Below are 24426 nucleotides of genomic sequence, written 5' to 3'. Positions count from 1 at the left end.
CACGCTTCGCGCGCCCTGCGCGGCCCCGGCCGCCCGATCCGAATTACCGGCCCGGCCTCCGCCTGAGGGCCCGCTCCAGCGTGGCCGCGCGGAGGTCCGGGATCCTCCTGCCGCCCGACCCGATTCCGCCGGCCCGACGCTGCCGGCCCGACCGCCGATGCGAGATCCGATGACCGCCCCCGAGACCGCGCCCGCCCGCGACTATTCCAAGACCCTGTTCCTGCCGCAGACCGAGTTCCCGATGCGCGCCGGCCTGCCGGTGCGCGAGCCGCTCTTCATCGAGCGCTGGAAGCGGATGGACCTGTACGGGAAGCTGCGCGCCGCCGGCCGCGACCGGCCGAAATTCGTGCTCCACGACGGCCCGCCCTACGCCAACGGCAACATCCACATCGGCACGGCGCTCAACAAGATCCTCAAGGACGTGGTGGTCCGCTCGCAGACCGCCCTCGGCTTCGACGCCAACTACGTCCCCGGCTGGGACTGCCACGGCCTGCCGATCGAGTGGAAGATCGAGGAGCAGTACCGCGCCAAGGGCCGCAACAAGGACGACGTGCCGGTGATCGAGTTCCGGCAGGAATGCCGGACCTTCGCGGCCCAGTGGCTCGACGTGCAGCGCGAGGAGTTCAAGCGCCTCGGCGTCACCGGCGACTGGGACCATCCCTACGCCACCATGGCGTTCCCCGCCGAGGCCGTGATCGCCGACGAGCTGATGAAGTTCTCGATGAGCGGCCAGCTCTACCGCGGCTCCAAGCCCGTGATGTGGTCGGTGGTCGAGAAGACCGCGCTCGCCGAGGCGGAGGTCGAGTACGAGGAGCACGTCAGCGACACGGTGTTCGTGGCCTTCCCGATCCGGTCCGGCGCCGAGGGCGACCTCGCGGCGGCCCGGGTGGTGATCTGGACGACCACGCCCTGGACGATCCCCGGCAACCGCGCGGTCGCCTACTCCAAAAAAATCGCCTACGGCCTGTACCGGGTCACGGAGGCGCCGGCCGACAACTGGGCGACCCCCGGCCAGACCTACGTGCTCGCCGACAGCTTGGCCGCGACCGTGTTCAAGGCCGCCCGGGTCGAGGCGTTCGCGCGCGTGGCCGACGTGAGCCCGTCGACGCTCGCGGGCCTGACCCTGGACCACCCGCTGGCGAAGCTCGGCTACGGTTTCGCCGTGCCGATGCTCGACGGCGACCACGTCACCGACGAGTCCGGCACGGGCTTCGTCCACACGGCGCCGAGCCACGGCCGCGAGGATTTCGAGCTCTGGATGGCCAGCGGCCGGCTGCTGCGCGAGCGCGGCATCGACGCGACCATTCCGTACACGGTCGACGCCGACAGCGTCCTCACCGAGGCCGCCCCGGGCTTCACCGGCACACGCGTGCTCACCGCCAAGGGCGAGAAGGGCGACGCCAACAAGGCGGTCATCGCCGCGCTGACCGAGGCCGGGGCGCTGATCGCCCGCGGGGTGCTGCGCCACCAGTACCCGCATTCCTGGCGGTCCAAGAAGCCGGTGATCTTCCGCAACACGCCGCAATGGTTCATCGCCATGGACCGGCCGGTGGATTCGCTCGGCAACCGGACGCTCCGCGAGGTCGCGCTCCAGGGCATCGACGACACCCAGTGGGTGCCGACCCAGGGCAAGAACCGCATCACCGGCATGGTCGCCAACCGGCCGGACTGGGTGGTCTCGCGCCAGCGCGCCTGGGGCGTGCCGATCACCGTCTTCGTCCACCGCGAGACCGCCGAGATCCTGAGGGACGCGCGGGTCAACGCCCGCATCCGCGACGCCTTCGCGGCTGAGGGCGCCGACGCGTGGTTCCGCGACGACGCCGCGCAGCGCTTCCTGGCGCCCGACCACGACCCGGCCGCCTACGAGAAGGTCACCGACGTCCTCGACGTCTGGTTCGATTCCGGCTCGACCCACGCCTTCGTGCTCGACGATCCGGAGGCCTTCCCGGGTCTCTCTGGGGTGAAGCGCGTCCGCGACGGCGGCCGGGATCGGGTCATGTACCTGGAGGGCTCCGACCAGCACCGCGGCTGGTTCCAGTCCTCGCTGCTCGAATCCGCCGGCACCCGCGGCCGGGCGCCCTACGACATCGTCCTGACCCACGGCTTCGTGCTCGACGGCAAGGGCCTGAAGATGTCGAAGTCGAAGGGCAACGTCGTCGCGCCGCAGAGCGTCATCAAGGATTCCGGCGCCGACATCCTGCGCCTCTGGGTCGCGGCCTCCGACTACACCGACGACCTGCGCATCGGACCGGAGATCATCAAGACCTTCGCGGAGACCTACCGGAAGCTGCGCAACTCCCTGCGCTGGATGCTGGGCTCGCTGGCCCACCGGGTCCCGGGCGACGACGTGGCCTACGGCGACATGCCCGAGCTGGAGCGGCTGATCCTGCACCGGCTCGCCGAGCTCGACGGCGAGATCCGCGAGGCCTACGCGGCCTTCGACACCAAGCGGGTGGTGGCGCTGCTCAACGGCTTCATGACCGGCGACCTGTCGTCCTTCTACTTCGACGTGCGCAAGGACGCCCTGTACTGCGATCCGGTGTCCTCGGTCCGCCGCCGGGCGTCGCTGCAGGTGATCGACGAGGCCTTCCGGCGGGTGGCGATCTGGCTCGCCCCGGTGCTGGCCTTCACGGCCGAGGAGGCGTGGCTCGACCGCTACCCGTCCGAGGACGGCTCGGTGCATCTCCAGACCCTGCCGGAGACCCCGACGGACTGGCTCGACCCCGCCCTCGCGGAGCGCTGGCACAGGATCCGGCGGGTCCGGCGGGTCGTCACCGGCGCCCTGGAGATCGAGCGCGCGGCCAAGCGCATCGGCGCGAGCCTGGAGGCGGCGCCGACGGTCTACGTGGCGGACCCGGAGCTGCTCGCGGCGCTCGAGGGCTGCGACTTCGCCGATACCTGCATCACCTCCGCCATCACCGTGGTCGCGGGCGAGGGCCCGGCCGAGGCCTTCCGGCTCGACGAGGTGCGCGGCGTGGCGGTGGTGCCGAGCCCGGCCGAGGGGCGCAAATGCGCCCGGTCCTGGCGGGTCAGCCCGAGCGTGGGCAGCGATCCGGACTACCCGGAGGTGACGCCCCGCGACGCCCAGGCCCTGCGCGAGTGGGACGCGGCGCATCCGGAGGCGAGCGCGGCGTGAGGGCCTCCCACGTCGTCGGCGGCGCCGCCCCCGCTCCCCGCCCGCGGGGAGAGGGGGGCACCACCCCGGGCCGGGCGCGCCGCCCGTGACGCCCTTCCGCGCCGGCCTCCTGGCCCTCGTCCTCACCCTGATCCTCGACCAGGCCACCAAGCTCGGGCTCTATTTCGGCACCGACCTCGTGCTGACGCAGCCCTGGCGGCTGGCGCCCTTCGCCGACTTCGTCGTGGTCTGGAACCGGGGCGTCTCCTACGGGCTGTTCCAGCAGGAGGGCGGTATCGGCCGCTGGCTCCTCGTGGCCCTGTCGCTCGCCGCCGCGATCGGCCTCGGGCTCTGGATGCGCCGGGCCACGTCGCGGCTCCTCGGCATCGCCCTCGGGCTGATCGTCGGCGGCGCGCTCGGCAACGCCATCGACCGGGCCGCCTACGGCGCCGTCTTCGACTTCGTCCACCTGCATGCCGGCGGCTGGTCCTGGTACGTGTTCAACGTCGCCGACGCGGCGATCGTGGCGGGCGTGATCGGCCTGATCCTCGACAGCCTGTCCCCGGACGGCCGCAAGGACCGGGCGTCGCCGGCGCGGGGCGACCCGGCGCCGCGCCTGTGATCCCTGCAACACACAGGTACGGCTGCACCGCCCTCCTGGCGCGACGCGGTCAAGGCGCCATACGATCGCCGGAAACCGGCCTCAGGCCGGGACCCGTCGGATCAGGCCGCGCCGCGGTCGTCCCAGAGCCGGACCCCCCGTCCGGAACCCGTGAGGCAGCATGACCGGGCATCGCAGGCTTCGTCCCCTCCTCTCCGCCGCGGTGGCCCTGGCTCCGCTCTGCGTCGGCCCCGCGCACGCGCAGGAGCGCGGCGAGTTCATGCGCGACGCCCTGTCGGGCATCGGCCTCCTGGAGAAGCGCCAGGATCCGATCGACTATCACGAGCGGCCCCCGCTGGTGATGCCGCCCAAGATCGACGGCAAGGCCCTGCCCCAGCCGCGGGCGCGCTCCACCAGCACCGCCTGGCCGAAGGATCCCGAGATCGTCGAGCGCGAGCGCGCCGCCGTGGAGCGGCGCAACCCCAAGGGCTCCCAGGCCCAGGGCCGCTACGACGACAACAACGCGACGCTCTCCGTGGAGGAGATGCGCGGGGGCCGCCGCGCCGGGGCGGGCCTGACGACCACCGCCGAGCGCAAGCCCGGCGACAACAACCGCGACGACAGCCTGCTCAGCCCCTTCGAGCTGCTCAAGGGCAAGAGCGCCAACGCCGAGCCCTCCGACATCGAGCCGAGCCGCGACACGCTGACGGATCCGCCGACCGGATACCGGCAGTCGCCCAAGCAGCTGGCCCGGCCGCCGTCGAGCGACCCGATCAACAACGCCAGCCGCGAGCGCGAGGAGGCGGATCCCCGCGCGTATCTCCGTCAGCGCGCGCAGCAGTGACGGGGGCGCCGTGTCGCCGTTGCAACGGCGCGGCGGCGTGGCAACATGAGACGATCGTCCCGGTGCGGTTCTTGCGCCCCGGTGACCAGGACGGCCCCGATCCGCGCGCGCATCCCGACGCGGGACGCTTCGATCCGGGGCCGGCAGAAGGAAAGCGGAATGCACCTGTTCAGGAAGGCGACGCCCACCCTCTTCCCGCTGCGTCCGGGCTCGCCCTACGGCGGCAGCGCCGGCCGGGGCGAGGCCGCGCCGTTCGGGCGTTCCGAGGCGGGCGGACCGGAAGTGACGGCCTTCACCCTCGACAACGGCCTCGACGTGGTGGTCGTCCCCGATCACCGGGCCCCCGTCGCCACCCACATGATCTGGTACCGCAACGGTTCGGCCGATGATCCGCTCGGCCAGTCGGGCATCGCCCACTTCCTCGAGCACCTGATGTTCAAGGGCACCGAGAAGCACCCGGTCGGGGCCTTCTCGAAGGCGGTGTCGGGCCTGGGCGGCCAGGAGAACGCCTTCACCAGCTACGACTACACCGCCTATTTCCAGCGGGTCGCCCGCGACCACCTCGGCACCATGATGGCGTTCGAGGCGGACCGCATGAGCGGCCTCGTCCTCGACGACGCCGTGGTCGCCCCCGAGCGCGACGTGGTGCTGGAGGAGCGGCGCATGCGGGTCGAGACCGACCCCTCCGCCCAGCTCTCCGAGGCGATGGCCGCCGGCCTGTTCGTGCACCATCCCTACGGCATCCCGATCATCGGCTGGATGCACGAGATCGAGGGCCTGAACCGCGAGCACGCGCTGGCCTACTACAAGCGCTTCTACACCCCCGAGAACGCCATCCTGGTGGTGGCCGGCGACGTGACCCCCGACGAGGTCCGGCGCTTGGCCGAGACCACCTACGGCCGCGTCGCGCCCCAGGGCGCCCGGCCCGAGCGCCTGCGGGCGCGGGAGCCGGAGCCGAAGGCCCTGCGCCGCGTCGCCGTCGCCGACCCGAAGGTCGAGCAGCCGACCCTGCAGCGGCTCTACCTGACCCCCTCCTGCATCACCGCCCGCGACGGCGGCTGCCACGACCTCGAGCTGCTGGCCGAGGTGCTGGGCGGCGGCTCGACCTCGTACCTCTACCGCAAGCTGGTCATGGAGAGCGGCCTCGCGGTCAATGCCGGCGCTTGGTACATGGGCTCGGCGATCGACGACACCCGCTTCTCCGTCTACGCGGTGCCCGCCGAGGGCGTGCCGCTGGAGAAGCTGGAGGAGGCCGTCGACCGGGTGCTGCGCCGCGCCCCCGCGGAGGCCCTCGACGCCGAGGCGATCGAGCGCGCCAAGACCCGCCTCGTGGCCGAGACCGTCTACTCCTCCGACAGCCAGTCGTCGCTGGCCCGCATCTACGGCTCGGCGCTGGCGATCGGCGAGACCATCGAGGAGGTCCGCCGCTGGCCGACCGACATCGAGGCGGTGACGCAGGACCGCCTCAAGGGCGCCGCCGAGCGCTGGCTGACGCCGGCCCGCTCGGTCACCGGCTACCTGACCAAGGCGCAGGATCCGGACGCCCCGGTCGCGATGGCCGCCGAGTAACCCCGGGTGCGTCCCGCCGGGCCCGTGACGGGGCCGGACGGGGCGCGTGCCGAACGGGAGCCCTGGCCCGCTCCGCCGTCGCCCGAGAAAGAGACACGAGGTTCCCATGAGCTTGGCCGAGACTCTGGTCGAGACCACCGCCCAAACCGTCAGCTCGCCGACCACGGCGCTGCCGGTGACGACCGCCCCCGGCATCGAGGCGTGGCACGTCGAGTCGCCGGTGGTGCCGATGATCGCCCTGGCCTTCACCTTCGAGGGCGGCGCCGCCCAGGACCCGGCCGGCAAGGCCGGCTGCGCGCAGATGCTGGCGCGGCTTCTCGACGAGGGCGCCGGCGACCTCACCTCCGACCTGTTCCAGGAGCGGCTCGCCGCCCGGGCGATCGAGCTGTCGTTCCATGCGGGCGCCGACGCGGTCGGCGGCTCGCTGAAGATGCTGGTGAAGCACGCCGACGAGGGCATCGCGCTCCTCGCCCTGGCGCTGGCCAAGCCGCGCCTCGACCCCGACGCGATCGAGCGCGTCCGCGCCCAGATCATCGCCGGCCTGCGCTACCAGCAGAACGATCCGGGCGTGCTCGCCTCCCGCCGCTTCTTCAAGGAGGCCTTCGCCGGCCACCCCTACGCCCGCCCGTCCTCCGGCACCGTGGAGAGCGTGACGGCGATCACCCGGGACGACCTGCTGGCGATGCATGCCCGCATCATCGGCCGGGGCCGGGTGAAGGTGGCGGCGGTCGGCGCCATCGGCGCCGAGCAGCTCGCCGAGGGCCTGAACCGCGCCTTTGGGGCCCTGCCGGAGGCCGGCGAACTGAAGGCGGTGCCGCGCACCGAGGTGCACGATCTCGGCAAGCGCGTCATCGTCGACCTCGACGTGCCCCAGTCGGTGATCCGGTTCGGCATGGCCGGCGTGCCGTGGCGCGACCCGGACTTCATCCCGGCCTACGTGCTGAACCACATCCTCGGCGGCGGCGCCTTCACGTCCCGCCTGTTCCAGGAGGTGCGCGAGAAGCGCGGGCTGGCCTACTCGGTGGGGACCTCGCTGGTCAGCCACCGGTCGGCCGCGATGACCTGGGGCTACACCGCCACCAAGAACGAGCGCGTCGGCGAGGCCCTGTCGGTGATCGGCGACGAGATCGGCCGGCTGATCGCCGACGGGCCGGACGACGACGAGCTGCAGAAGGCCAAGGATTACCTGACCGGCTCCTACGCGCTCGGCTTCGACACCTCGACCAAGATCGCCCACCAGCTGGTGCAGATCGCCTTCGAGGAGCTGGGCATGGACTACATCGCCCGCCGCAACGCGATGGTGTCGGCCGTGACCCAGGCGGATATCCGCCGGGCCGCCGCCCGCACCTTCGCGGACGGCAAGATGCTGGTGGTCGCCGCCGGCCGGCCGGTCGGGCTCTGAGGGCCAGGGCTCGGGAACGCGGCTCCGCAAGATCCGCCGCGTCCGGGGGACGATCGGCGCGCCGCGACCCCTTCGCCCTTCCGGGGCGCGGCCCGGAGCGGCGTGGCGCCTCCCGGGCGGCGACCGGTGCAGGCCGACCGCGGCGCTGCGCCGGAGGAACGGGTGCCGGCCTCCCGATCCGCGGGCCGCTCGCAAAGCCGCCGCCGCTTCCCACCTGAGGCGGACGCGGCGAACCCCAGGACCGACATGCAGCTCACCGGCATTCACCACCTCACCGCGGTGACCGCGCGCGCGGCGGAGAACGTCGCCTTCTACACGGGCACGCTCGGGCTGCGGCTCGTGAAGAAGACGGTGAACCAGGACGACGTCTCGGCCTACCACCTGTTCTACGCCGACGGCTTGGCGAGCCCCGGCACCGACATCACCTTCTTCGACTGGCCGGCGCCCCGGGAGCGGCGGGGCTCCAGCAGCATCACCCGCACGCATCTGCGCGTCCCGGGCGAGGGCGCGGTGGCGTGGTGGCACGCGCGCCTGCGCGAGGCCGGCCTCGTCGAGGCCGAGCCGGTCGCGCGCGACGGGCGCCTCACCCTCGACTTCGAGGATCCAGAGGGCCAGCGCCTCGCCCTGGTGGACGATGGCGGGACCGGGCCGGAGCATCCCTGGGACGGATCGCCGGTGCCGGCCGCCTACCAGATCCGCGGCCTCGGCCCGATCCGGCTGTCGGTTCCGGACCCGGCCCGCACCGCCGCCGTGCTGACCGAGGTGCTCGGCATGCGCCGGGACCGCACCTTCGAGACGGGGGACGGCCCGGTGGAGGTCTACGCGATGGGACCCGGCGGCCCGGCCGCGGAGCTCCAGCTCCTGGCCGACCGGTCCGCGCCGGCCCGCCAGGGCGCGGGCGCGGTCCACCACGTCGCCTTCCGCATCCCGGACGGGGCGTACGAGGCCTGGGCCGACAGGCTCAGGGCGGCGCGGGTGCCGAGCAGCGGGCCGGTGGACCGCTACTACTTCCGCAGCCTCTATTTCCGCGAGCCCAACGGCATCCTGTTCGAGATCGCCACCGACGGGCCGGGCTTCACCGCGGACGAGCCCCTGGAGACCCTGGGCGAGCGCCTGGCCCTGCCGCCGTTCCTGGAGCCGCGCCGGGCCGAGATCGAGGCCGGGCTGACGCCGCTCCGGCCCGGCGCCCCCGCCTGAGGGCGCGGCGCGGGGCCCGCCCGGCGGCAACCCTCCCATGTCCCGGGCGACGCTGCGGGGCGTCCGCGAAGACGCTAAATATTCGAACGATTCCAGGCCGTTCACTTCTTTCGCGTGTGTGATCCCGGCGCGCCTTGACGGGCGTGCTGCAACTGCGAAAGAAGCAGCGCGCGTGTGTTCGCATCCGGATCCGGGCGGGTTCCCTGCCGAGGATCCACCCCCGCCCGAGCGGGGCGGCGGGGATCCCCCGCACCACGGGACCCGAATCGTCGGGACCGTGAGCCGAGCGTCAGAGGATTCGAGGACTGATCCGTCGATGAGCAAGTTCTACGAGGAGCGCGTTCTGTCGGTCCACCACTGGACCGACAACCTGTTCTCGTTCCGCACGACGCGGGATCCGGCGTTCCGGTTCCGCAACGGCGAGTTCACCATGATCGGCCTGGAGGTCGAGGGCCGGCCGCTGCTGCGCGCCTACTCGGTGGTCTCGGCCAACTACGAGGAGGAGCTGGAGTTCTTCTCGATCAAGGTCCAGGACGGCCCGCTGACCTCGAAGCTGCAGCACCTGAAGGTCGGCGACCCGATCATCGTCGGCAAGAAGCCCACCGGCACGCTGGTGCTCGACAACCTGCTGCCGGGCCGCAACCTGTACCTGCTGGGCACCGGCACCGGGCTGGCACCGTTCCTGTCGATCATCAAGGATCCCGAGGCCTACGACCGGTTCGAGAAGGTCGTGCTTGTCCACGGCTGCCGGCAGGTGCAGGAGCTGGCCTACGGCGAGACCATCACCGAGACGCTGCCGCGCCACGAGTTCCTGGGCGAGATGATTTCGAACCAGCTGATCTACTACCCGACCGTCACCCGCGAGCCGTTCCGCAACCGCGGCCGGATCACCGACCTGATGGTCTCGGGCAAGCTGTTCGAGGATATCGGCCTGCCGCCGATGTCGATCGAGAACGACCGCTTCATGCTCTGCGGCAGCCCCGACATGATCCGCGACACCCGCGAGCTCCTGTCCTCCCGCGGCTACGAGGAGGGCAACCACGGCGAGGCCGCCCACTACGTCATCGAGAAGGCCTTCGTCGAGAAGTAGCGCGTCCGCGCAGGCCGGTTCGGCTTCAGCCCGGTGCGGTCCGCCGCGCCGGGCTTTTCTGTGCCGGCGCGTCCCCGGATCCGGCCTCGGGGGCGGGGCGCAGGATCGCGCCGTAGCCCTCCTGCGGGTCGCCGACGAAGCGGATGCCGGCCCCCTCGAGGACCGCGCGGATCGCCGCGAGGGTCCGGGTGCGGGGCTGGACCTGCTCGCTCTCGATCATGTTCAGGGTGACGACGGAGACCGCGGCGCGGCTCGCGAGAACCCCCTGCGTCCACTTGAGAAGTCCGCGGCCGGCGCGGATCTGGGCGGCAGTGATCATGGATCCGGGATCGCCCGAACTGAAAGAATTATCAAGTTTCCGGTTGACGCAGGCCGAGCGCGACCGTATCCACCGCGCCATCGGCCTGCCGGGCCGGTGATCTGAAGTTTCCGCACCCTCCCTGTATCCGCGGCCCGCGCGCCGCGGCGGAAGAGTCCGGTTCCCTTCGCGTCGGTCGCCACCGGCAGCCAATCGCAGTTCACCGGCGCGGGCCGGAGACGCTCGGTTATCCCTGTCACGGATCCCCCCGAGCCTCATCGACACGCCCGCGTCACCCGAAGCCCCGTTCGGACGGAGCATGGCATGAAACAGCACGACGGCATCGACGTCGCGGCGTTCGCCCGTCCCGGGCTGATGCGACCGTTACGGTCGTATCGCGGGGCTCTCGGCCCGAGAGGCTGAGCGCGTCTCGAGGACCCTGCGGGCCGGCAGGGGACGGTTATCATCGGTAGAGCGCCGCGGGCTTGTCCCGCGGAGGTTGCGGGTTCGATCCCCGCCGGGGGCCGCGCGGTCGCCGGAGCTCATGCCCGTCCCCGACACCACGACCGCAGGACCCCGCGAGACGACCGGGGCGCCGACCGTGCGCGGATCCCGGCCGACGATGCGGGCTGGAGAGGAACGGTTATCTTCACCGAAGGGAGGTCGCGGGTTCGAATCCCGCCGGGCCGCGAGGCCCGTAGCTCAGCCCCGATAGAGCGCCCGGACACCGTTCCCCACCCCACGCCCGCATCGCCCGGACGCGGGCCGGAGGACGAAGGTTATCGGGATCCGAGGGGTGCGGGTGCGACTCCCGCCGGGCCGTCAGGCCCGTCGCTCAAGCAGAGCATCGGACAAGCCCTTCGTCGCCGCCACGCCCGCGCCAGGCCGGACGGAACCCCGCCCCCGACCACACGAGATACCGGCCGCGCGCGAGCGGCGGTGGACGACGCGCCGCGGCCGCGTCCCCGCCCGACCGCGCGCGCCGGGACGCGCCACCGGCCGGCGATCGGCCGCGATGGAGAGAGGAGAGACCGAGAGGAGCCCGCCATGACGAAGCTCGCACAGATGTTCCGGCTCCGCGCCACCCCGCAGACGGAGCCGATCCCCGGCACGGTGCCGAACGCCGCCGGAGGCCACGCCTTCGCGGTCGGCGACTGGGCGCGGCTCGACCGCTTCCTGGTCCTCGGCTCCGAGGGCGGCCGGGCTCCGAAGCAGGATCCGGCGATCTTCGCCCTGGCGCTGGCCGCCGCGTCGGCGGACCTCGCGACCCGGCGCGCGGCCCTCGCGGCCCTGCCGCGGGTCTGCCGCACCGGCACGCACCTGTTCCGGTTCGCCGCCTCGGTCGAGGCGATGCGCGGCTGGGGCCGGGGCCTGCGCCGGGCGGTCGGCGACTGGTACTGCACGAAGCCCGTGGAGGCCCTGGCCTTCCAGGCGGTGAAGTACCGGACCCGCCAGGGCTGGTCGCACCGCGACCTGCTGCGGCTGGCCCACCCGGAGACGGAGGAGCCCGCCCGGAAGGCGCTGTTCGACTGGATCTGCCGCGGCACCGTGACCGAGGCCGCACCCGGGATCATCCACGCCTTCGCGCGGGTGCAGGCACCGGGCGTCGACGGGGCGGTGGCCGCCGCCCTGGTGCGCTCCCACGGCCTGCCCTGGGAGGCGCTGCCGACCGGGCTGATGGGCAGCCGCGCGGTGAACGAGGCCCTGATCGAGCGGATGCCGGTCGGAGCCCTCGTGCGCCAGCTCGGCCGCCTGACGGCCGCGGGGGTGCTCGCGCCCTTCTCCGAGGGCACCGAGCACGTCCGGGCGGTCCTGTCGGACCGGGAGCGGATCCTGCGGGCGCGCCTGCACCCGATGGCGCTGCTGCTGGCCCTCGCGACCTACGCCTCCGGGCGCGGTCAGCGGGGCACGCTCACCTGGGAGCCGGTGGCGGCGATCGTCGAGGCGCTGAACGCCGCGTTCTACACGGCGTTCGGCGCGGTCGAGCCCACGGGCCAGCGCCTCGTGCTGGCACTGGACGTCTCGGGCTCGATGGGCGCCAGCACGGTCGCGGGCTCGACGCTCACGGCCCGGGAGGCCGCCGCCGCGATGGCGCTCGTCACCGCGGCGACCGAGGAGCGCTGGCAGGTGCTCGGCTTCACCGCCGAGGCCGGCCGGGCCTGGAGCCAGGGGGCCGCGCTGACGCCGCTGCCGATCGGGCCGTCGACGCGACTCGATCAGGCGGTGCGGGCGACCGCCGACCTGCCGTTCGGCGCCACCGACTGCGCCCTGCCGATGCGCTGGGCGCTGGAGCGGGGCGTGAAGGCCGACGCGTTCGTGGTCTACACGGACTCGGAGACCTGGGCGGGGCCGGTCCACCCGGTCCAGGCGCTGCGGGCGTACCGGGAGAAGACCGGGATCCCGGCGAAGCTGGTGGTCGTGGGGCTGGTCTCCAACGGCTTCAGCATCGCCGACCCGGAGGATCCCGGCATGCTCGACGTGGTCGGCTTCGACACCGCGGCTCCGGCCGTGATCGCGGACTTCATCCGCGCGTGAGACGGGGCGGGCGGCTCTTCCGGGCTGCCCGCCCTATTGCTGCGGGACGCCCGGCATCCCGTCCGCGAAGGGGCCGCCGCCGGCGCTGAACAGCTTGCGCAGGAAGCCCGGGGCGATCGCCGAGAGCGGGTTCACGCTCACGTCCGGCGAGGCGAGCTTGCCGGAGACGCGGAAATTGACCGCGAACAGGCCCTCGTTGTGGCCGCCGCCGAGCAGCGGCCCGAGCAGCGGCAGCTGCGAGGCCACGTTGTTCAGGCCGTAGAGCGGCACGAAGGTGCCGGTCATGTCGGTGCGCTCGCGGCCGGTATCGAGCCAGCCCGACAGGGTGAACCCCATGGCGGCGTTCGAGATCGCCGCGTCGGTGAAGTCGACGCGGGTACCGGTGCGCACGAAATTGGCGCGCATGCGGTCGAAGGTGACGTCGCCCGCCCCCCGGCCCGGGGCGACCCGGCGGCCGCGGGCCGTCTCCGCGTCGGTCGGCTCCGGGCCCTGCGCCATGATGCTCGACAGCGCGGGCTCGTTGCGCAGGATGAAGTCGCGGATCTGGACGACGCCGGATTGCGGGCCGTCGTTGAGGCCGATCCCGGCCGTCAGCCGGCCGCCATACATCCGCCGGTACACGTCGACGAACCGCAGCGTCGCGCCGGCATCGGCCGATTCCACCGCCAGGGTCGGCACGCCGCGCTCGCCGCGGGTCACCGTGGCGGCGAAGGGCGCGGCGCGGAAGCGCCCGGTGATGTTGGCGGCCCGCAGGGTCTTCCCGTGCAGGGCGAGCTTCAGGGTGGCGCCGGTCAGCGCCTCCTCGTTGAAGCCGGTGACGATGGGCACCTGGATGTCGGCGTCGATATCCTTCGGATTCGCGTCCTTCGCCTCCCGGCCGCCCTTGGAGTCGGGGCCGCCCAGGGATTTCAGGAACGGCCGGGCATCGGCCACCGCCCCCCGGACCACGACCTTGTAGCCGCCGCCGGTGCGGTCGAGGCTCACGCGCAGGTCGTCGCCGGGGGAGAGCTTGACGCTGCTCAGGTCCGCCCGCTCGAGGCCGCCCTCCTGGGTGATCGAGACGGTGCCGCGGGCGCTCGCCGGGGCCGCGTCGAGGGCGAAGTCGCGCAGGTCGAAGGTCTGGCCGCCGTCGACGAGGGTGAAGGTGAGCCGCCCCGGCTTGCCCGGGGGCTTGGTCAGCCCCGGGATCAGCCCGTCGATCCCGGCCTTCGCCAGATCCGCCTCGACCCGGATCGGCGGCTTGCCGGATCCCGGCCGGCCGATCTGCACCACCGCGCGGACCGGGATGGTGCCGGTGAGCTGCGGCGCGGTCGGCAGGCCCTTGCGGCCGCGGACCGCCTCGTCGAGCGACACGTTGACCACCGCCTCGCCGGGCTGCCCGACCTTCGGCTGGCGCAGGTCGACCGACATGGGCGCGCCCGCGACCCGTCCGTCGCCCTTCAGCGTGAAGGCGCCTCGGTCGTAGACGAGGTTGAACCGGCCCGACTCGAGCCGGTCCCGGCCCATCACCTTGTCGACCGAGAGGTCGGCCAGCGAGCCGGTCAGCGTCACCGGCAGGTCCGGCAGGTCGGGGATGTGCTTGAGGTCGAGGGGGAAGTCGACGCGCAGGTCGGCGCTGCCCTTGATCGTGGCGGGGTCGAGGTCGACGCTCATCACGCTCTTGAACAGCTTGGCCTGGAGCACGGAGGCCATGCCGTCGGCGCCGCCGGAGAGCCGCATCCCGATCTGCGCCACGACCCGGTCGGGGGTGATCTGCGGGATGACGAAGCTGCCGTCCGAGATGGCGAGCCCGCGCCCGTCCGGCCCGTGGACCTCGGCGGTCACGTTGCGCACCGTGGTCGAGCGCCCGGTGATCACGCCGACGACGTTGCCCTTGGTCACGGGCGGCGCGTCGGCGGTGACGTCGATGGCCGCGTCCGAGACGTGGAAGTCGATGTGGACGGCGTCGTCCGGGGCCGGGTCGCCCCGGGTCGCGGCGGCCAGGACCGAGCCGGACATCTTCACCTTGATGTCGACGGAATCGACGCGGCCGCGGCGGAGCTGGTCCACCAGGTAGGTCCGGGCCGGCGGGGCGATGTGCTCCGGCCAGAGCCGCAGCCCGGTGCGGACCTCGCCGTCGTGGCCGGCGAGGTGCAGGGTCAGGCCGCCGTCGTCGGCGCTGGTGCCGATCGTGCCGGTGATGGCGCCCTTCACGCCGGGCCCCGACAGGGTCAGCGCGTCGATGGCGATGCCGCCGTCGCGGCCCGAGAGCTGCGCGTCGAGGGCGTCGATCTTCACCGGCGCGTCCTGCGGGGTCGCCCCGCGTAAGGTGGCGTCGCGGCTCGCCAGCGTCGCGGTCCAGGCCGTGCTCGCGTCGGGCGGGCCGCCCTTCCACGTCCCCGTGAGGTGCACGGCGTTGCCGGCCCCGCGATAGTCCAGGCCGGTGAGCGACATCACGCGGTTGGCCTCGTCCCAGTCCAGCGAGGCGTCGAGGCTCTCGACCGTGACCGGGTTGAAGTCCTTCTCCTCGATCAGGAACGTGCCGTCGCCGGTGTGGAGCTTGGCGTTCATGGTCCGGATGCGGCCGGCCGTCAGGCTGACGTCGGCGCGGGCCGAGAGCTTCAGGTCGGTGGTCAGCGGCAGGCCGGACTGGCCCGAGAGCAGCAGGAGATCGGTGACCGGCAGGTCGTCGAGGGTGATGACGCCCGAGCGCTCCTGTCCGTCGGCGCCGTCGCGCAGCGTGCCGCCGAAGCGCCACTCGCCGTGCGGCCCGTCGAGCCGCAATTCGAAGTTCCGGGTCCCGTTGACCGGGTCGCGCCCGAACAGGCCGTTGACCCGCGCGAAGACCGCGCGCTCGTGCCCGTCCTCGTCGATCAGCCGCAGCCGCGCGTCGGTGACGCGGGCGCGGTCGAGGGCGCCGACCACGCCGCCCGTATCGAGGACGACCCCGAAGATCGACGCGATCGCGGCCGAGAGCGGCGACACGGTGCCGCGCACCCCGTCCACGCTCGGCGGCGTGTGCGGCGCGACGTCGACCGGGTGGTTGGCCTCCGAGGCCGCGAAGGCGATGGAGCCGTCCCGGTGCAGCAGCGCGGTGGTCTGCGTCTCGCGGAACTCGATCGAGCGCGGCTGCAGGTTGAGCCGCAGGAGACTCCAGAGGTCGAGGCTGACGAGCGCCAGGGGCGCGCGCACCACGAGGTCACCCTGCGGGTTGCGGATGTCGAGGCCGGAGAAGCGCAGGCTCAGCGCGTTCTCGCGGTCGAGCTCCAGGCTGCTGCCGCGCAGCCCGATGCTCCAGCCGGGTCCGATCCGCTCGGCCACGGCGGCGGCGACGCGGCGCGACAGGCCGTCGATCTGCAGCGGCCCGTTCGACAGGCGCAGGGCCACGAGGCCGACACCGGCGCCGACGAGCAGCACCAGCGCGAGGGCGCTCACGAGGCAGACGCCGCCGACGCGTCGCGCCTTCCCCCGAGGCCTGCATGCCGGCGTTGTCTCGTCCGCCATCGGGACCTTTGTTCCGGGGTCTCTGCGCGCGGCGCCCTCGGGCTCCGCGGCCGGTGGATCGAAGCGCGCCCGCGCTTTACAGCGGCCGCGACTCCGGGCTTGGCTCGGACGTGCGCGGGGCCCATCGCTCGAGCCGGCGCACGAGATCGGTTGCACATCATCAATCGGCCGAAAGGAAGGCACGATGCCGCTGTCAGAGGGGGATCCCGCCCCCGATTTCGACCTTCCCGCCTCGGGCGGAGGGCGCGTGGGACTGTCCGCGCTCCGCGGTCACAAAGTCGTGCTCTACTTCTACCCGAAGGACGACACGAGCGGATGCACGCTGGAGGCGCAGGACTTCAACGGTCTGCTGCCGGCCTTCGCGGAGGCGGACGCCAAGGTCGTCGGCCTGTCGCCGGACCCGGTGAAGAGCCACGACAAGTTCTGCGGCAAGTACGGCCTGACCTTCCCGCTCGCCGCCGACGAGGACAAGACCGTGCTCGAGGCCTACGGCGTCTGGGTCGAGAAGAGCATGTACGGGCGCAAGTACATGGGCGTGGAGCGCACCACCGTGCTGGTCGACCGGGAGGGGCGCGTCGCCAGGATCTGGCCGAAGGTGAAGGTGCCCGGCCACGCCGAGGCCGTCCTGGCGGCCGCCCGCGCGCTGCCCTGACGCCCCCTGACGCCCGCCGCCCGGATCGGCGGAACGCCCGGCGCGCGACGGATCCTTAACCCTACCGAGGTCTGAATGGCGGCTCCTCCGGTGCCGTCCCGATGCAGCCTCCGAAGTTCCTCGCGCGTCTCAGGCCGCACCGGCCGACCCCCTGGCTCGCCGCCGGCCTCGCCCTGGCGCTGGCCTGGGCGCTCGGGGCCTCCTACCTGATCGTGTTCCACGACGACGTGCTGGCCGGCTTCGTGGCCCGGCAGGCCGCCCTGCGCGACGCCTACGAGGCGCGCATCGGCGAGCTCCTGGACCGGCTCGACCGCGACCGGAGCGACCGGGCGGGGAGCGAGGCGGGGCTGGCCGACCGGGTCGCGGCCGCCCTGGAGCGCCAGGCCGAGCTGGAGCGGCGCACCGCCGCCCTCGCCGACCTCGCGCGGCAGGCCCTGCCCGAGCCGTCCGCCACCGGCGCCCTGCCCGGTCGGCCCGACGGAGCGCGCGGCGGGGGCTACGACGATCTCTTCCTGCGCCCGACCGAGGGTCCGGCTCCGGAGCCGCGCTCCGCCCGCGATCCCCTGCCGCGGCGCGGCGCGCGCGAGGCCGAGACCGGGCTGATCCGGCTGGAGGCCCGGCTCGACGGCGTTCAGGCGGCCCAGGGCGAGCGCCTCGCCGGGCTGGCCGCCCGGGCCGGGGACGCGGTGCGGCGGCTGCGCGGCCTGATCGGCCGCACCGGTCTCGACCCTGACCGCCTCGATCCCGACCGCACCGGCGCGGCCGCACCGGCCGCCGGGCTGGGCGGACCGCTCGTGCCTCTGGACGGCCGCGCCCTTGACGGCCGCGCCCTGGACGGCACCGGCTTCGCGGAGGGCCTCGCCCTGGCCCGGCGGACGCTCGACGACGGCCAGCGCCTGCGCCGGCTCGCCGCCACCCTGCCCCTGGCACGCCCGATCCGGGGAGGCGCGACCGTGTCGAGCCCGTTCGGCACGCGCCTCGACCCCTTCACCCGCGGCCTCGCCCTCCATACCGGGCTGGACCTGAAGGCGGAGTACGGCGAGCCCGCCCGCGCCACCGCGCCGGGCCGGGTGATCGCCGCCGAGGCCGCGGGCGGCTACGGCAACATGGTCGAGATCGACCACGGCCACGGCGTCACCACCCGGTTCGGCCACCTCGCCCGCATCGCGGTCCGCCCCGGGCAGCGCGTGGCCGCGGGCGACGCGGTCGGCGCCGTCGGCTCGACGGGGCGCTCCACCGGGGCGCATCTCCACTACGAGACCCGCATCGACGGCGAGCCGGTGGATCCGCAGCGCTTCCTGGAGGCCGGCGCCACCGTCGCGGCGGCCGGGCTCGGCGCCGACTGAGCCGTCGCGGTGGTCGCCGTGTGCGGGCCGCCGTGACGCGCGACGCCCGCGCGGGGATGGCCTTCCGGGCCGGACCTGTTGCGGGCGGCCGGCCCGGTGCTACGATCCGGCCGAGGTGGGGATCGGCGATGGCTCTGGCCGCGAAGCGCGACGCGCGGATGGATGTGTCCGAGTTCAGGCTCTGGGTGGAGGGCCGGCCCGCGCACGAGCGCTGGGAGCTGCTCGACGGCGAGCCGATGCTCATGGCGCCGCCGCGGGAGCGGCATCGGCGAATCGTCATGAACCTGGCGGGACGACTCGACGCCCTGTCGGAGCCGCGAGGCTGCCGCGCCATGCCGGGTCTGGCGATCCTCAGCGCCGCGATGGGCGATTTCGCCCCGATCCCCGACGTGGTGGTGCGGTGCGGGCCGCCGCTGCCGGAGGGCTACGCCGCCGACCCGCTCCTCGTCGCCGAGGTGCTCTCGCCCTCGACCATGAGTCTCGACCGCGGCCGGAAGATCGACTTCTACCGGACCGTGCCGAGCCTCGCGGTGCTGCTGATCGTCTATTCCGACGAGGCGCGGGTCGAGGTCTGGCGGCGCGCGGGCGACGACTGGAGCGTCGCGGCCCTCGGGCTCGACGGCACCGTGTCGCTGCCGGAGCTCGACGGCGCCGTGCCGGTGCGCGACCTCTACCGCGGTCTCGCCTTCTGAGCGGCCGCACCCCACCTGATCGAACGGCGAAGCATCAAGGCACCGACTTGCCCCATTTCGAAGATTTCTACGCGGCCAAGCTGCGCGGCTCCCTCGGCGTGACCGACGCCGAGTCGGTGCTCGACCTGCGCGGCACCAACCGGGCGACCGCCGAGGCCTCGCTCAAGGACATGCTGGAGCGCAGCCGCTTCGCCAAGGGCAAGACCGTGGCGATCCGGCTCGATCCGCCCCCGGAGGGCGGCGGCGAGACCCTGTTCCAGCCGGCCGGGCGCCTGCTCCTCGACGCGAAGCGCCGCGGCCTGATCGAGCGCCTCCAGACCCTGCCGGCCCAGGACGGCCTCGGCTTCTACGTGGCGCTCACCGGCCGGGCCGAGCGGACGCCGATGTAGGGCGGCCGCGGAGGTTGTGCCGGCAACGGATCGGGTGCGCGCCGCCGGGCGTTGAACGCTCCCGCCCGACAGGCCCGCCCGACAGGATGCCGCCCGTGCCCGACGCCCGATTCCCCGAAGCCCGGTCCCGCCGATGAGGACCCTTCCCGGCGGCCGCAACGCGATCGAGCGCATCGCCCGCTTCGGCTACGGCGCCCGCGGCGTGGTCTACATCGTGGTCGGCGCCCTCGCCCTGCTGGCGGCCCTGGGGCATGGCGGCCGGGCCGGCGACAGCAAGGACGCGCTCCGCGCCGTGATGGCCGGTCCGTTCGGCGCGGCCGTCGTCGGCCTGATCGCCCTCGGCCTCGCCGGCTTCGCCCTCTGGCGCCTCGTCGAGGGGATCACCGACGCCGACCGGCGGGGCACCTCCGCCAAGGGCCTCGCGGTGCGCGGCGCCCACCTGATCAGCGCCGGGCTCTATCTCGGCCTCGCCGCCAGCGCGGCCTCGCTCAGCCTCGGCCTGGGCATGAGCGGCGGCGACGGCGTGCATGACGGGACCGCGTGGCTCCTGAGCAAGCCCTTCGGCCGCTGGCTCGTGGCCCTGGTCGGCCTCGCGGTGGTGGCGGGCGGCTTCGGCTTCCTCGGCAAGGCCTGGCGCGGGGACGTCACCGACCGCCTCGCCCTCGACGCCCGGGCCCGGGACCGCTGGGCCGGCCCGATCGGCCGGTTCGGCTACGCGGCGCGGGGCCTCGCCTTCCTGATCATCGGCGGGTTCCTCGTGGCGGCGGCGTGGCACCAGCGCTCCTCGGATGCCAAGGGCCTGTCCGAGGCGTTCGCGCTGCTGCGCGCCCAGCCCTACGGCTGGATCCTCCTCGGGCTCGTGGCGGCCGGCCACGCCGCCTTCGGGGCTTTCGGGCTCATCCAGGCCCGCTACCGGCACATCGACGCCCCCGACATCGACCGGGTGGACGATGCGGCCGGTGCGGCGGCCCGGGCGCTCGGCTGAGGCCCGCGCCCGCGCGGCCGCCGGCCCCGGACGGGCCGCGTTGACAGGGCCGGTGCCGCGGCGGATACCCCCGGCATCCCATCCGGCCCACGATGCAGCAGCGCCTCTACAAGACCGCGGTGATGGTGACCCACGACCTCGCGGCGACCGCTGCCGCCGTGGTGCTCACCTTCCTGTTCCGCTTCCAGGGCGGCATGCTGGCCGAGCGCCTGCACGCCCTGCCTCTGCTGCTGCCGCCGTTCCTGGTCCTCGCCGGCCTCGTCTACGGCCGCTTCCGGCTCTACCGGACGAAGTGGCGCTTCGCCTCGCTGCAGGACCTCGCCGGCATCGTCCGGGCGGCCAGCGTCCTGGCCCTGGCGCTGCTGGTCATCGACTGGGTGCTGGTCTCGTCCGACCTCTACGGCTTCTACTTCTTCGGCAAGATCGCGATCCTGCTCTACTGGGTTCTGCAGATCTTCTTCCTGGGCGGCACGCGCCTGGCGTTCCGCTACCTCAAGGACACGCGCTCCCGGCAGTCGAGCGCGCGGGCCGCCACCGTCCCGACCCTGCTCCTGGGGCGCGGCGCCGACATGGACGTGCTGATCCGGGCGATCGAGTCGGGCTCGGTGCGGAAGCTCGCGCCGCGGGGCATCCTGTCGCCCCGGGCGGACGAGCGCGGCCAGTTCATGCGCGGCGTGCCGGTGCTCGGCGGCTTCCCGGATCTCGAGCGGGTGGTCGCCGACCTCGCCGCGCGGGGCGAGCCGGTGCGGCGGCTCGTGGCCGCCCCGAGCGCCCTCGTGCCGGAGGCGGCGCCGGACGACCTGATCGCCCGCGCCCGGCGCCTCGGCCTGCCCCTCGCCCGGGTCGTCGGCCTCGGCGAGGGCGTGCAGGGGCCGGAACTGGCGCCGCTGGAGATCGAGGACCTGCTGCTGCGGCCGACCGTCGCCATCGACCGGCCGCGCCTGGAGGCGTTCCTCGCCGGCCGCCGGGTCGTGGTGACCGGCGGCGGCGGCTCGATCGGCTCGGAGATCTGCCTGCGGGCCGTGGCCTTCGGGGCCGCGGCGGTGCTGGTGCTCGAATCCTCCGAGCCGGCGCTCCACGGCATCCTCAGCCACCCCGCGATCCTGGCCGCGGAGGCCGCCGTGACGGGGGTGCTGGCCGATATCCGCGACCGGGAGCGGACGCACGCGGTGATCGCGGCGTTCCGGCCCGACTACGTGCTCCACGCCGCCGCGCTGAAGCAGGTGCCCTACCTGGAGCGGGACTGGCAGGAGGGCATCAAGACCAACGTGTTCGGCTCGATCAACGTCGCCGAGGCGGCGGTGGCGTCCGGCGCCCGCGCCCTGGTGATGATCTCCACCGACAAGGCGATCGAGCCGGTCTCGCAGCTCGGCGTCACCAAGCGCTTCGCCGAGATGGTCGCCCAGGCCCTCGACGCCGCGCAGGCGGCGCGGCCGGACCACCCGACCCGGCTGATCGCCGTGCGCTTCGGCAACGTGCTGGGCTCCGTGGGCTCGGTGGTGCCGGTGTTCAAGGCGCAGATCGCCCGGGGCGGCCCGGTCACCGTCACCCACCCGGACATGGTCCGCTACTTCATGACCGTGCGCGAGGCCTGCGACCTCGTGCTGACGGCGGCCTCGCACGCCGACGGCGAGGCGCGGGCGGGCGCTGAGCGCGCCGCGGTCTACGTGCTCAAGATGGGGCAGCCGGTGCGGATCGCCGACCTGGCCGAGCGGATGATCCGGCTGGCCGGCTTCGAGCCCGGCACCGAGATCGAGATCGCCTATACCGGCGCCCGGCCGGGCGAGCGGCTCAACGAGATCCTGTTCGCCCGCGAGGAGCCCCGGATCGCCCTGCCGGGCATCGACGGGGTGATGGCGGCGCGGCCGGTCTTCGCCGACCGGGACCGGCTCGACGCCTGGGTGGCGCGGCTGCGCGACGCCGTGTCGGCCGGCGACCGGGCGGCCGCCGAGGCCGTGTTCGAGGCGGCCATCCCGCATTTCCGCGAGCGCGCCGTCCTCCGCCCCGGGCCGCCCCAGGAAGCCGCGGAGCGAGCCGCGGCGCCGGCCGGCGGCCCGCCGCGCGCCGACGCCGCGCCCGCCACTGCGCCCGCCGCCCTCGGCTGATCCGGGCGGCCCCGGGAGCGCGTCCCGGGGCCCCCGATCCCTACACCGTGGCGACCGGCGTCGTCGGCGAGCCGACGGCGCCGGGCAGGCGCAGCGGCGGGGCGGTGAGCAGGAAGCGGCTGCGGCCGCGGGCCCGCAGCCAGTCGGCGAGCGGCGTCAGGTGCCACAGCTCGCCGAGATTGACCCCGAGCTTGAACAGGCAGTGCTCGTGGAGCGGCAGCGTCGCGCAGCAGGCGGGGCCGGGGCCGGCCGGGTAGGCCTCCACCGCGTAGTTGTCGGCGATCAGCGCGCACAGGCCGGTGCGGGTGATCCAGTCGAGGAGGCGCGGGTCGCGCCCGTCGAGCCCCGCGCAGAGGGTGTGGACCTGCTTCGGATCGGGCTTCCCGCCCATGGCGATCAGCCGCTCGGCGAAGCCCGTGTGCAGGCAGACCATGTCGCCCGGCTCCACCACGACGCCGTCGGCCTCCAGGATCCGGGCGAGCTGGTCGTAGCCCACCCGGGTCCTGGCGTCGCCGAGATGGGCGCGCAGGTCGATCATCACGGCCCGGCCCTGCATGCCGGTCTCGGCGAGGCGCTCGATCCCGAGGCGCTTGGCCCGGGACGGCTCATCCGCCGCCTCCGGCGCGCTCGGCCCGACGATGTCGCGGCCGCCGCGGAAGCCGTTGTAGAAGGTCGGCGCGGCGCCCGCCCCGTCCGCGTCGAACAGCGCGCCGACATGGGCGAGCGCGTCCCACTGCGTCGAGTATTGCAGGTGGATCAGCGCGCGGTCGTCGCAGATCACGTCGGTGGCGCCGTCGACCTCCTCGCAGACCGGGAAGTTCATGTTCGGCCGGCCGTTGGCGCGGCGCGTCGGCGTGATCTGGGGCGGGTGGCGGCGCGGGTTCAGGACGTTGCCGCCCGGCAGGTCCAGCGGCAGACTGAGGCAGAAGGTGAGCCCTTCGCGCACCTCCGCGATCCCCTGCAGCACCTTCTCGGGGGTGAGCAGGTTCAGGCGGCCCAGCTCGTCGTCGGGTCCGAAATCCCCCCAGGTCGAGCCCTCGGGCCGCCGCGTCCAGCGCAGGGTCATGCCTGTGGTTCCCCTGCCCGCGCCGAGTGCCGAGCGGGCCGCTTCCCGAGGCTCCAGGGCCGCGGTCCGGGGCGAACCCCGGCCGCGGCCGAGCGTGCGTTCCTCACCAGACCGTGCCCTTCTTCGAGGCCGCCGGGCCCGCGCTTCGCAGGGCCGCGGCGAGCCTAGGCCGCGGCGGCGCGCGGCGATACCCCGGGCGGAAAACGACTCGGTGCAAACGTCACCGGCCGATCCCGATCGGCCCCTTGTGATCCGTCGGAGCGCGGGTACAGTCCGGGCCAAGCCCGCGAATATAAAATTCGGGCACTGGGATGAGGGAACGCCGATGTCCGAGACCGTGCGCGCCGCCGCCCGGGTTGCCCCGATTCGGCGCACGCTGCCCGCGCTGATCGCCGCGGGGCTGGTCGCCGCCGGGCCCGTCCGGGCCGCCGATCCGATCAAGATCGGGGTGATCGCCGAGGCCCAGTCGGTGGCCGGGGCCTCGATCCCGCAGGCCGTCCAGCTCGCCGCCGACGAGATCAACGCCCAGGGCGGCGTCGACGGCCGCCAGATCCAGGTCGTCACCTACGACGACAAGTCCTCCGCCTCCGACGCGGTCCGCGCCTTCCAGCGGGCGGTCTCCGAGGACAAGGTCAACCTCGTCATCGCCAGCTACATCTCGGAGGTCGTGCTGGCGCTGATGCCCTGGGCGGCCCGGCTCAAGACGCCGATGATCACGCCGGGCGCGGCCTCGAACGAGATCAGTCTCGCGGTCCACAAGGACTACGCCCGCAACAAGTACACCTTCCACGGCTACCTGACCTCGGCGGCCCTGGCCCAGTCGATCTGCGACTCGACCAAGGACTTGCTGATCGACCTGATGAAGGTGAAGACCGCCGCGATCATGAGCGAGGACGCCGCCTGGACCCGGCCGCTCGACGTCGGCTACGAGAAGTGCCTGCCGGAGATCGGCGTGAAGGTGGTCGATCACATCCGCTTCTCGCCGGACACGGGCGACTTCACGCCGATCTACAACAAGATCGAGGCGGCCAAGCCCGACCTGATCGTCACCGGCATC

The 24426-nt window shown here is 73.6% G+C and carries 18 protein-coding genes and 1 tRNA gene; 16 read left to right on the top strand and 3 right to left on the bottom strand.

From position 1 onward, the window contains the following. Positions 1–169 precede the first annotated feature (169 nt). The 7 genes from ileS to ACTJK8_RS03155 all read left to right on the top strand — a co-directional run bounded on the left by ileS (position 170) and on the right by ACTJK8_RS03155 (position 9818). Positions 170–3136: an isoleucine--tRNA ligase gene (gene ileS, locus ACTJK8_RS03185; protein ID WP_127991160.1), complete on the top strand. Its 2967-nt coding sequence runs from the start codon at positions 170–172 to the stop codon at positions 3134–3136. Between the two features lie 85 nt (positions 3137–3221). Continuing rightward, positions 3222–3737 carry a signal peptidase II gene (lspA, locus tag ACTJK8_RS03180; protein ID WP_012318780.1) on the top strand — a complete coding sequence of 172 codons (516 nt, stop codon included), beginning with the start codon at positions 3222–3224 and terminating at the stop codon, positions 3735–3737. Positions 3738–3897: 160 nt separating this feature from the next. Next, positions 3898–4560, top strand: a complete 663-nt coding sequence (locus tag ACTJK8_RS03175; RefSeq protein ID WP_029360955.1) for a hypothetical protein — start codon at positions 3898–3900, stop codon at positions 4558–4560. Positions 4561–4719: 159 nt separating this feature from the next. Next, positions 4720–6129 (top strand): M16 family metallopeptidase, encoded by a 1410-nt coding sequence (locus ACTJK8_RS03170; protein WP_012318782.1) that lies wholly within the window; start codon positions 4720–4722, stop codon positions 6127–6129. A gap of 106 nt (positions 6130–6235) precedes the next feature. Then, complete coding sequence (locus ACTJK8_RS03165) at positions 6236–7531, top strand: M16 family metallopeptidase (RefSeq protein ID WP_012318783.1); 1296 nt, start codon at positions 6236–6238, stop codon at positions 7529–7531. 246 nt (positions 7532–7777) lie between these two features. Then, the gene (locus ACTJK8_RS03160) at positions 7778–8728 is read left to right on the top strand and encodes a ring-cleaving dioxygenase (protein ID WP_012318784.1); all 951 of its coding nucleotides are present in this window, start codon (positions 7778–7780) and stop codon (positions 8726–8728) included. A gap of 316 nt (positions 8729–9044) precedes the next feature. After that, the gene (locus ACTJK8_RS03155) at positions 9045–9818 is read left to right on the top strand and encodes a ferredoxin--NADP reductase (RefSeq protein ID WP_012318785.1); all 774 of its coding nucleotides are present in this window, start codon (positions 9045–9047) and stop codon (positions 9816–9818) included. A gap of 25 nt (positions 9819–9843) precedes the next feature. Here the strand turns inward: ACTJK8_RS03155 and ACTJK8_RS03150 are convergent, their stop codons facing one another. Beyond that, the gene (locus ACTJK8_RS03150; protein ID WP_012318786.1) at positions 9844–10137 is read right to left on the bottom strand and encodes a helix-turn-helix domain-containing protein; all 294 of its coding nucleotides are present in this window, start codon (positions 10135–10137) and stop codon (positions 9844–9846) included. A 603-nt stretch (positions 10138–10740) separates the two neighbouring features. On the opposite strand from ACTJK8_RS03150, the gene ACTJK8_RS03145 reads away from it, so the two are divergent. Both ACTJK8_RS03145 and ACTJK8_RS03140 read left to right on the top strand, forming a co-directional pair. After that, a tRNA-OTHER gene (locus tag ACTJK8_RS03145) sits at positions 10741–10807 on the top strand. A 356-nt stretch (positions 10808–11163) separates the two neighbouring features. Continuing rightward, entirely contained in the window at positions 11164–12651 is a 1488-nt protein-coding gene (locus tag ACTJK8_RS03140; protein WP_440761505.1) for a TROVE domain-containing protein, read from the top strand. Positions 12652–12684: 33 nt separating this feature from the next. On the opposite strand, the gene ACTJK8_RS03135 is transcribed toward ACTJK8_RS03140, so the two are convergent. Beyond that, positions 12685–16134 (bottom strand): YhdP family protein, encoded by a 3450-nt coding sequence (locus ACTJK8_RS03135; RefSeq protein WP_043374392.1) that lies wholly within the window; start codon positions 16132–16134, stop codon positions 12685–12687. Between the two features lie 184 nt (positions 16135–16318). On the opposite strand from ACTJK8_RS03135, the gene ACTJK8_RS03130 reads away from it, so the two are divergent. The 6 genes from ACTJK8_RS03130 to ACTJK8_RS03105 all read left to right on the top strand — a co-directional run bounded on the left by ACTJK8_RS03130 (position 16319) and on the right by ACTJK8_RS03105 (position 22303). Next, entirely contained in the window at positions 16319–16786 is a 468-nt protein-coding gene (locus ACTJK8_RS03130; protein ID WP_012318789.1) for a peroxiredoxin, read from the top strand. 101 nt (positions 16787–16887) lie between these two features. Then, positions 16888–18132: a M23 family metallopeptidase gene (locus tag ACTJK8_RS03125; RefSeq protein ID WP_059409956.1), complete on the top strand. Its 1245-nt coding sequence runs from the start codon at positions 16888–16890 to the stop codon at positions 18130–18132. A gap of 128 nt (positions 18133–18260) precedes the next feature. Then, positions 18261–18824, top strand: a complete 564-nt coding sequence (locus ACTJK8_RS03120) for a Uma2 family endonuclease (RefSeq protein ID WP_029360950.1) — start codon at positions 18261–18263, stop codon at positions 18822–18824. A gap of 47 nt (positions 18825–18871) precedes the next feature. Continuing rightward, positions 18872–19213 carry a hypothetical protein gene (locus ACTJK8_RS03115; RefSeq protein WP_012318792.1) on the top strand — a complete coding sequence of 114 codons (342 nt, stop codon included), beginning with the start codon at positions 18872–18874 and terminating at the stop codon, positions 19211–19213. Between the two features lie 133 nt (positions 19214–19346). Beyond that, complete coding sequence (locus ACTJK8_RS03110) at positions 19347–20198, top strand: DUF1206 domain-containing protein (protein ID WP_012318793.1); 852 nt, start codon at positions 19347–19349, stop codon at positions 20196–20198. A gap of 92 nt (positions 20199–20290) precedes the next feature. Beyond that, positions 20291–22303, top strand: a complete 2013-nt coding sequence (locus ACTJK8_RS03105) for an SDR family NAD(P)-dependent oxidoreductase (protein ID WP_053621725.1) — start codon at positions 20291–20293, stop codon at positions 22301–22303. 40 nt (positions 22304–22343) lie between these two features. Here ACTJK8_RS03105 and ACTJK8_RS03100 read toward each other — a convergent pair whose 3' ends face one another. After that, positions 22344–23369, bottom strand: coding sequence for a cyclase family protein (locus tag ACTJK8_RS03100; protein WP_440761504.1), 1026 nt, complete (start codon positions 23367–23369; stop codon positions 22344–22346). A 325-nt stretch (positions 23370–23694) separates the two neighbouring features. On the opposite strand from ACTJK8_RS03100, the gene ACTJK8_RS03095 reads away from it, so the two are divergent. Beyond that, on the top strand, positions 23695–24426 hold a 732-nt coding region (locus tag ACTJK8_RS03095; RefSeq protein ID WP_440761503.1), incomplete at its 3' end, for an ABC transporter substrate-binding protein.

The sequence above is a fragment of the Methylobacterium sp. 22177 genome (assembly GCF_052045615.1).
Classification (GTDB): Bacteria; Pseudomonadota; Alphaproteobacteria; order Rhizobiales; family Beijerinckiaceae; genus Methylobacterium; species Methylobacterium radiotolerans.
Note: the sequence above shows the minus strand (reverse complement) of the source record. Positions and strands in the feature narration are given on the sequence as shown.

Bases quoted from the DNA above. Each gene is read 5' to 3' on its own strand.
- ileS (WP_127991160.1), top strand. From the start codon at position 170: ATGACCGCCCCCGAGACCGCGCCCGCCCGCGACTATTCCAAGACCCTG.
- ACTJK8_RS03175 (WP_029360955.1), top strand. From the start codon at position 3,898: ATGACCGGGCATCGCAGGCTTCGTCCCCTCCTCTCCGCCGCGGTGGCC.
- ACTJK8_RS03170 (WP_012318782.1), top strand. From the start codon at position 4,720: ATGCACCTGTTCAGGAAGGCGACGCCCACCCTCTTCCCGCTGCGTCCG.
- ACTJK8_RS03165 (WP_012318783.1), top strand. From the start codon at position 6,236: ATGAGCTTGGCCGAGACTCTGGTCGAGACCACCGCCCAAACCGTCAGC.
- ACTJK8_RS03160 (WP_012318784.1), top strand. From the start codon at position 7,778: ATGCAGCTCACCGGCATTCACCACCTCACCGCGGTGACCGCGCGCGCG.
- ACTJK8_RS03155 (WP_012318785.1), top strand. From the start codon at position 9,045: ATGAGCAAGTTCTACGAGGAGCGCGTTCTGTCGGTCCACCACTGGACC.
- ACTJK8_RS03150 (WP_012318786.1), bottom strand. From the start codon at position 10,137: ATGATCACTGCCGCCCAGATCCGCGCCGGCCGCGGACTTCTCAAGTGG.
- ACTJK8_RS03140 (WP_440761505.1), top strand. From the start codon at position 11,164: ATGACGAAGCTCGCACAGATGTTCCGGCTCCGCGCCACCCCGCAGACG.
- ACTJK8_RS03135 (WP_043374392.1), bottom strand. From the start codon at position 16,134: ATGGCGGACGAGACAACGCCGGCATGCAGGCCTCGGGGGAAGGCGCGA.
- ACTJK8_RS03130 (WP_012318789.1), top strand. From the start codon at position 16,319: ATGCCGCTGTCAGAGGGGGATCCCGCCCCCGATTTCGACCTTCCCGCC.
- ACTJK8_RS03125 (WP_059409956.1), top strand. From the start codon at position 16,888: ATGCAGCCTCCGAAGTTCCTCGCGCGTCTCAGGCCGCACCGGCCGACC.
- ACTJK8_RS03120 (WP_029360950.1), top strand. From the start codon at position 18,261: ATGGCTCTGGCCGCGAAGCGCGACGCGCGGATGGATGTGTCCGAGTTC.
- ACTJK8_RS03110 (WP_012318793.1), top strand. From the start codon at position 19,347: ATGAGGACCCTTCCCGGCGGCCGCAACGCGATCGAGCGCATCGCCCGC.
- ACTJK8_RS03105 (WP_053621725.1), top strand. From the start codon at position 20,291: ATGCAGCAGCGCCTCTACAAGACCGCGGTGATGGTGACCCACGACCTC.
- ACTJK8_RS03100 (WP_440761504.1), bottom strand. From the start codon at position 23,369: ATGACCCTGCGCTGGACGCGGCGGCCCGAGGGCTCGACCTGGGGGGAT.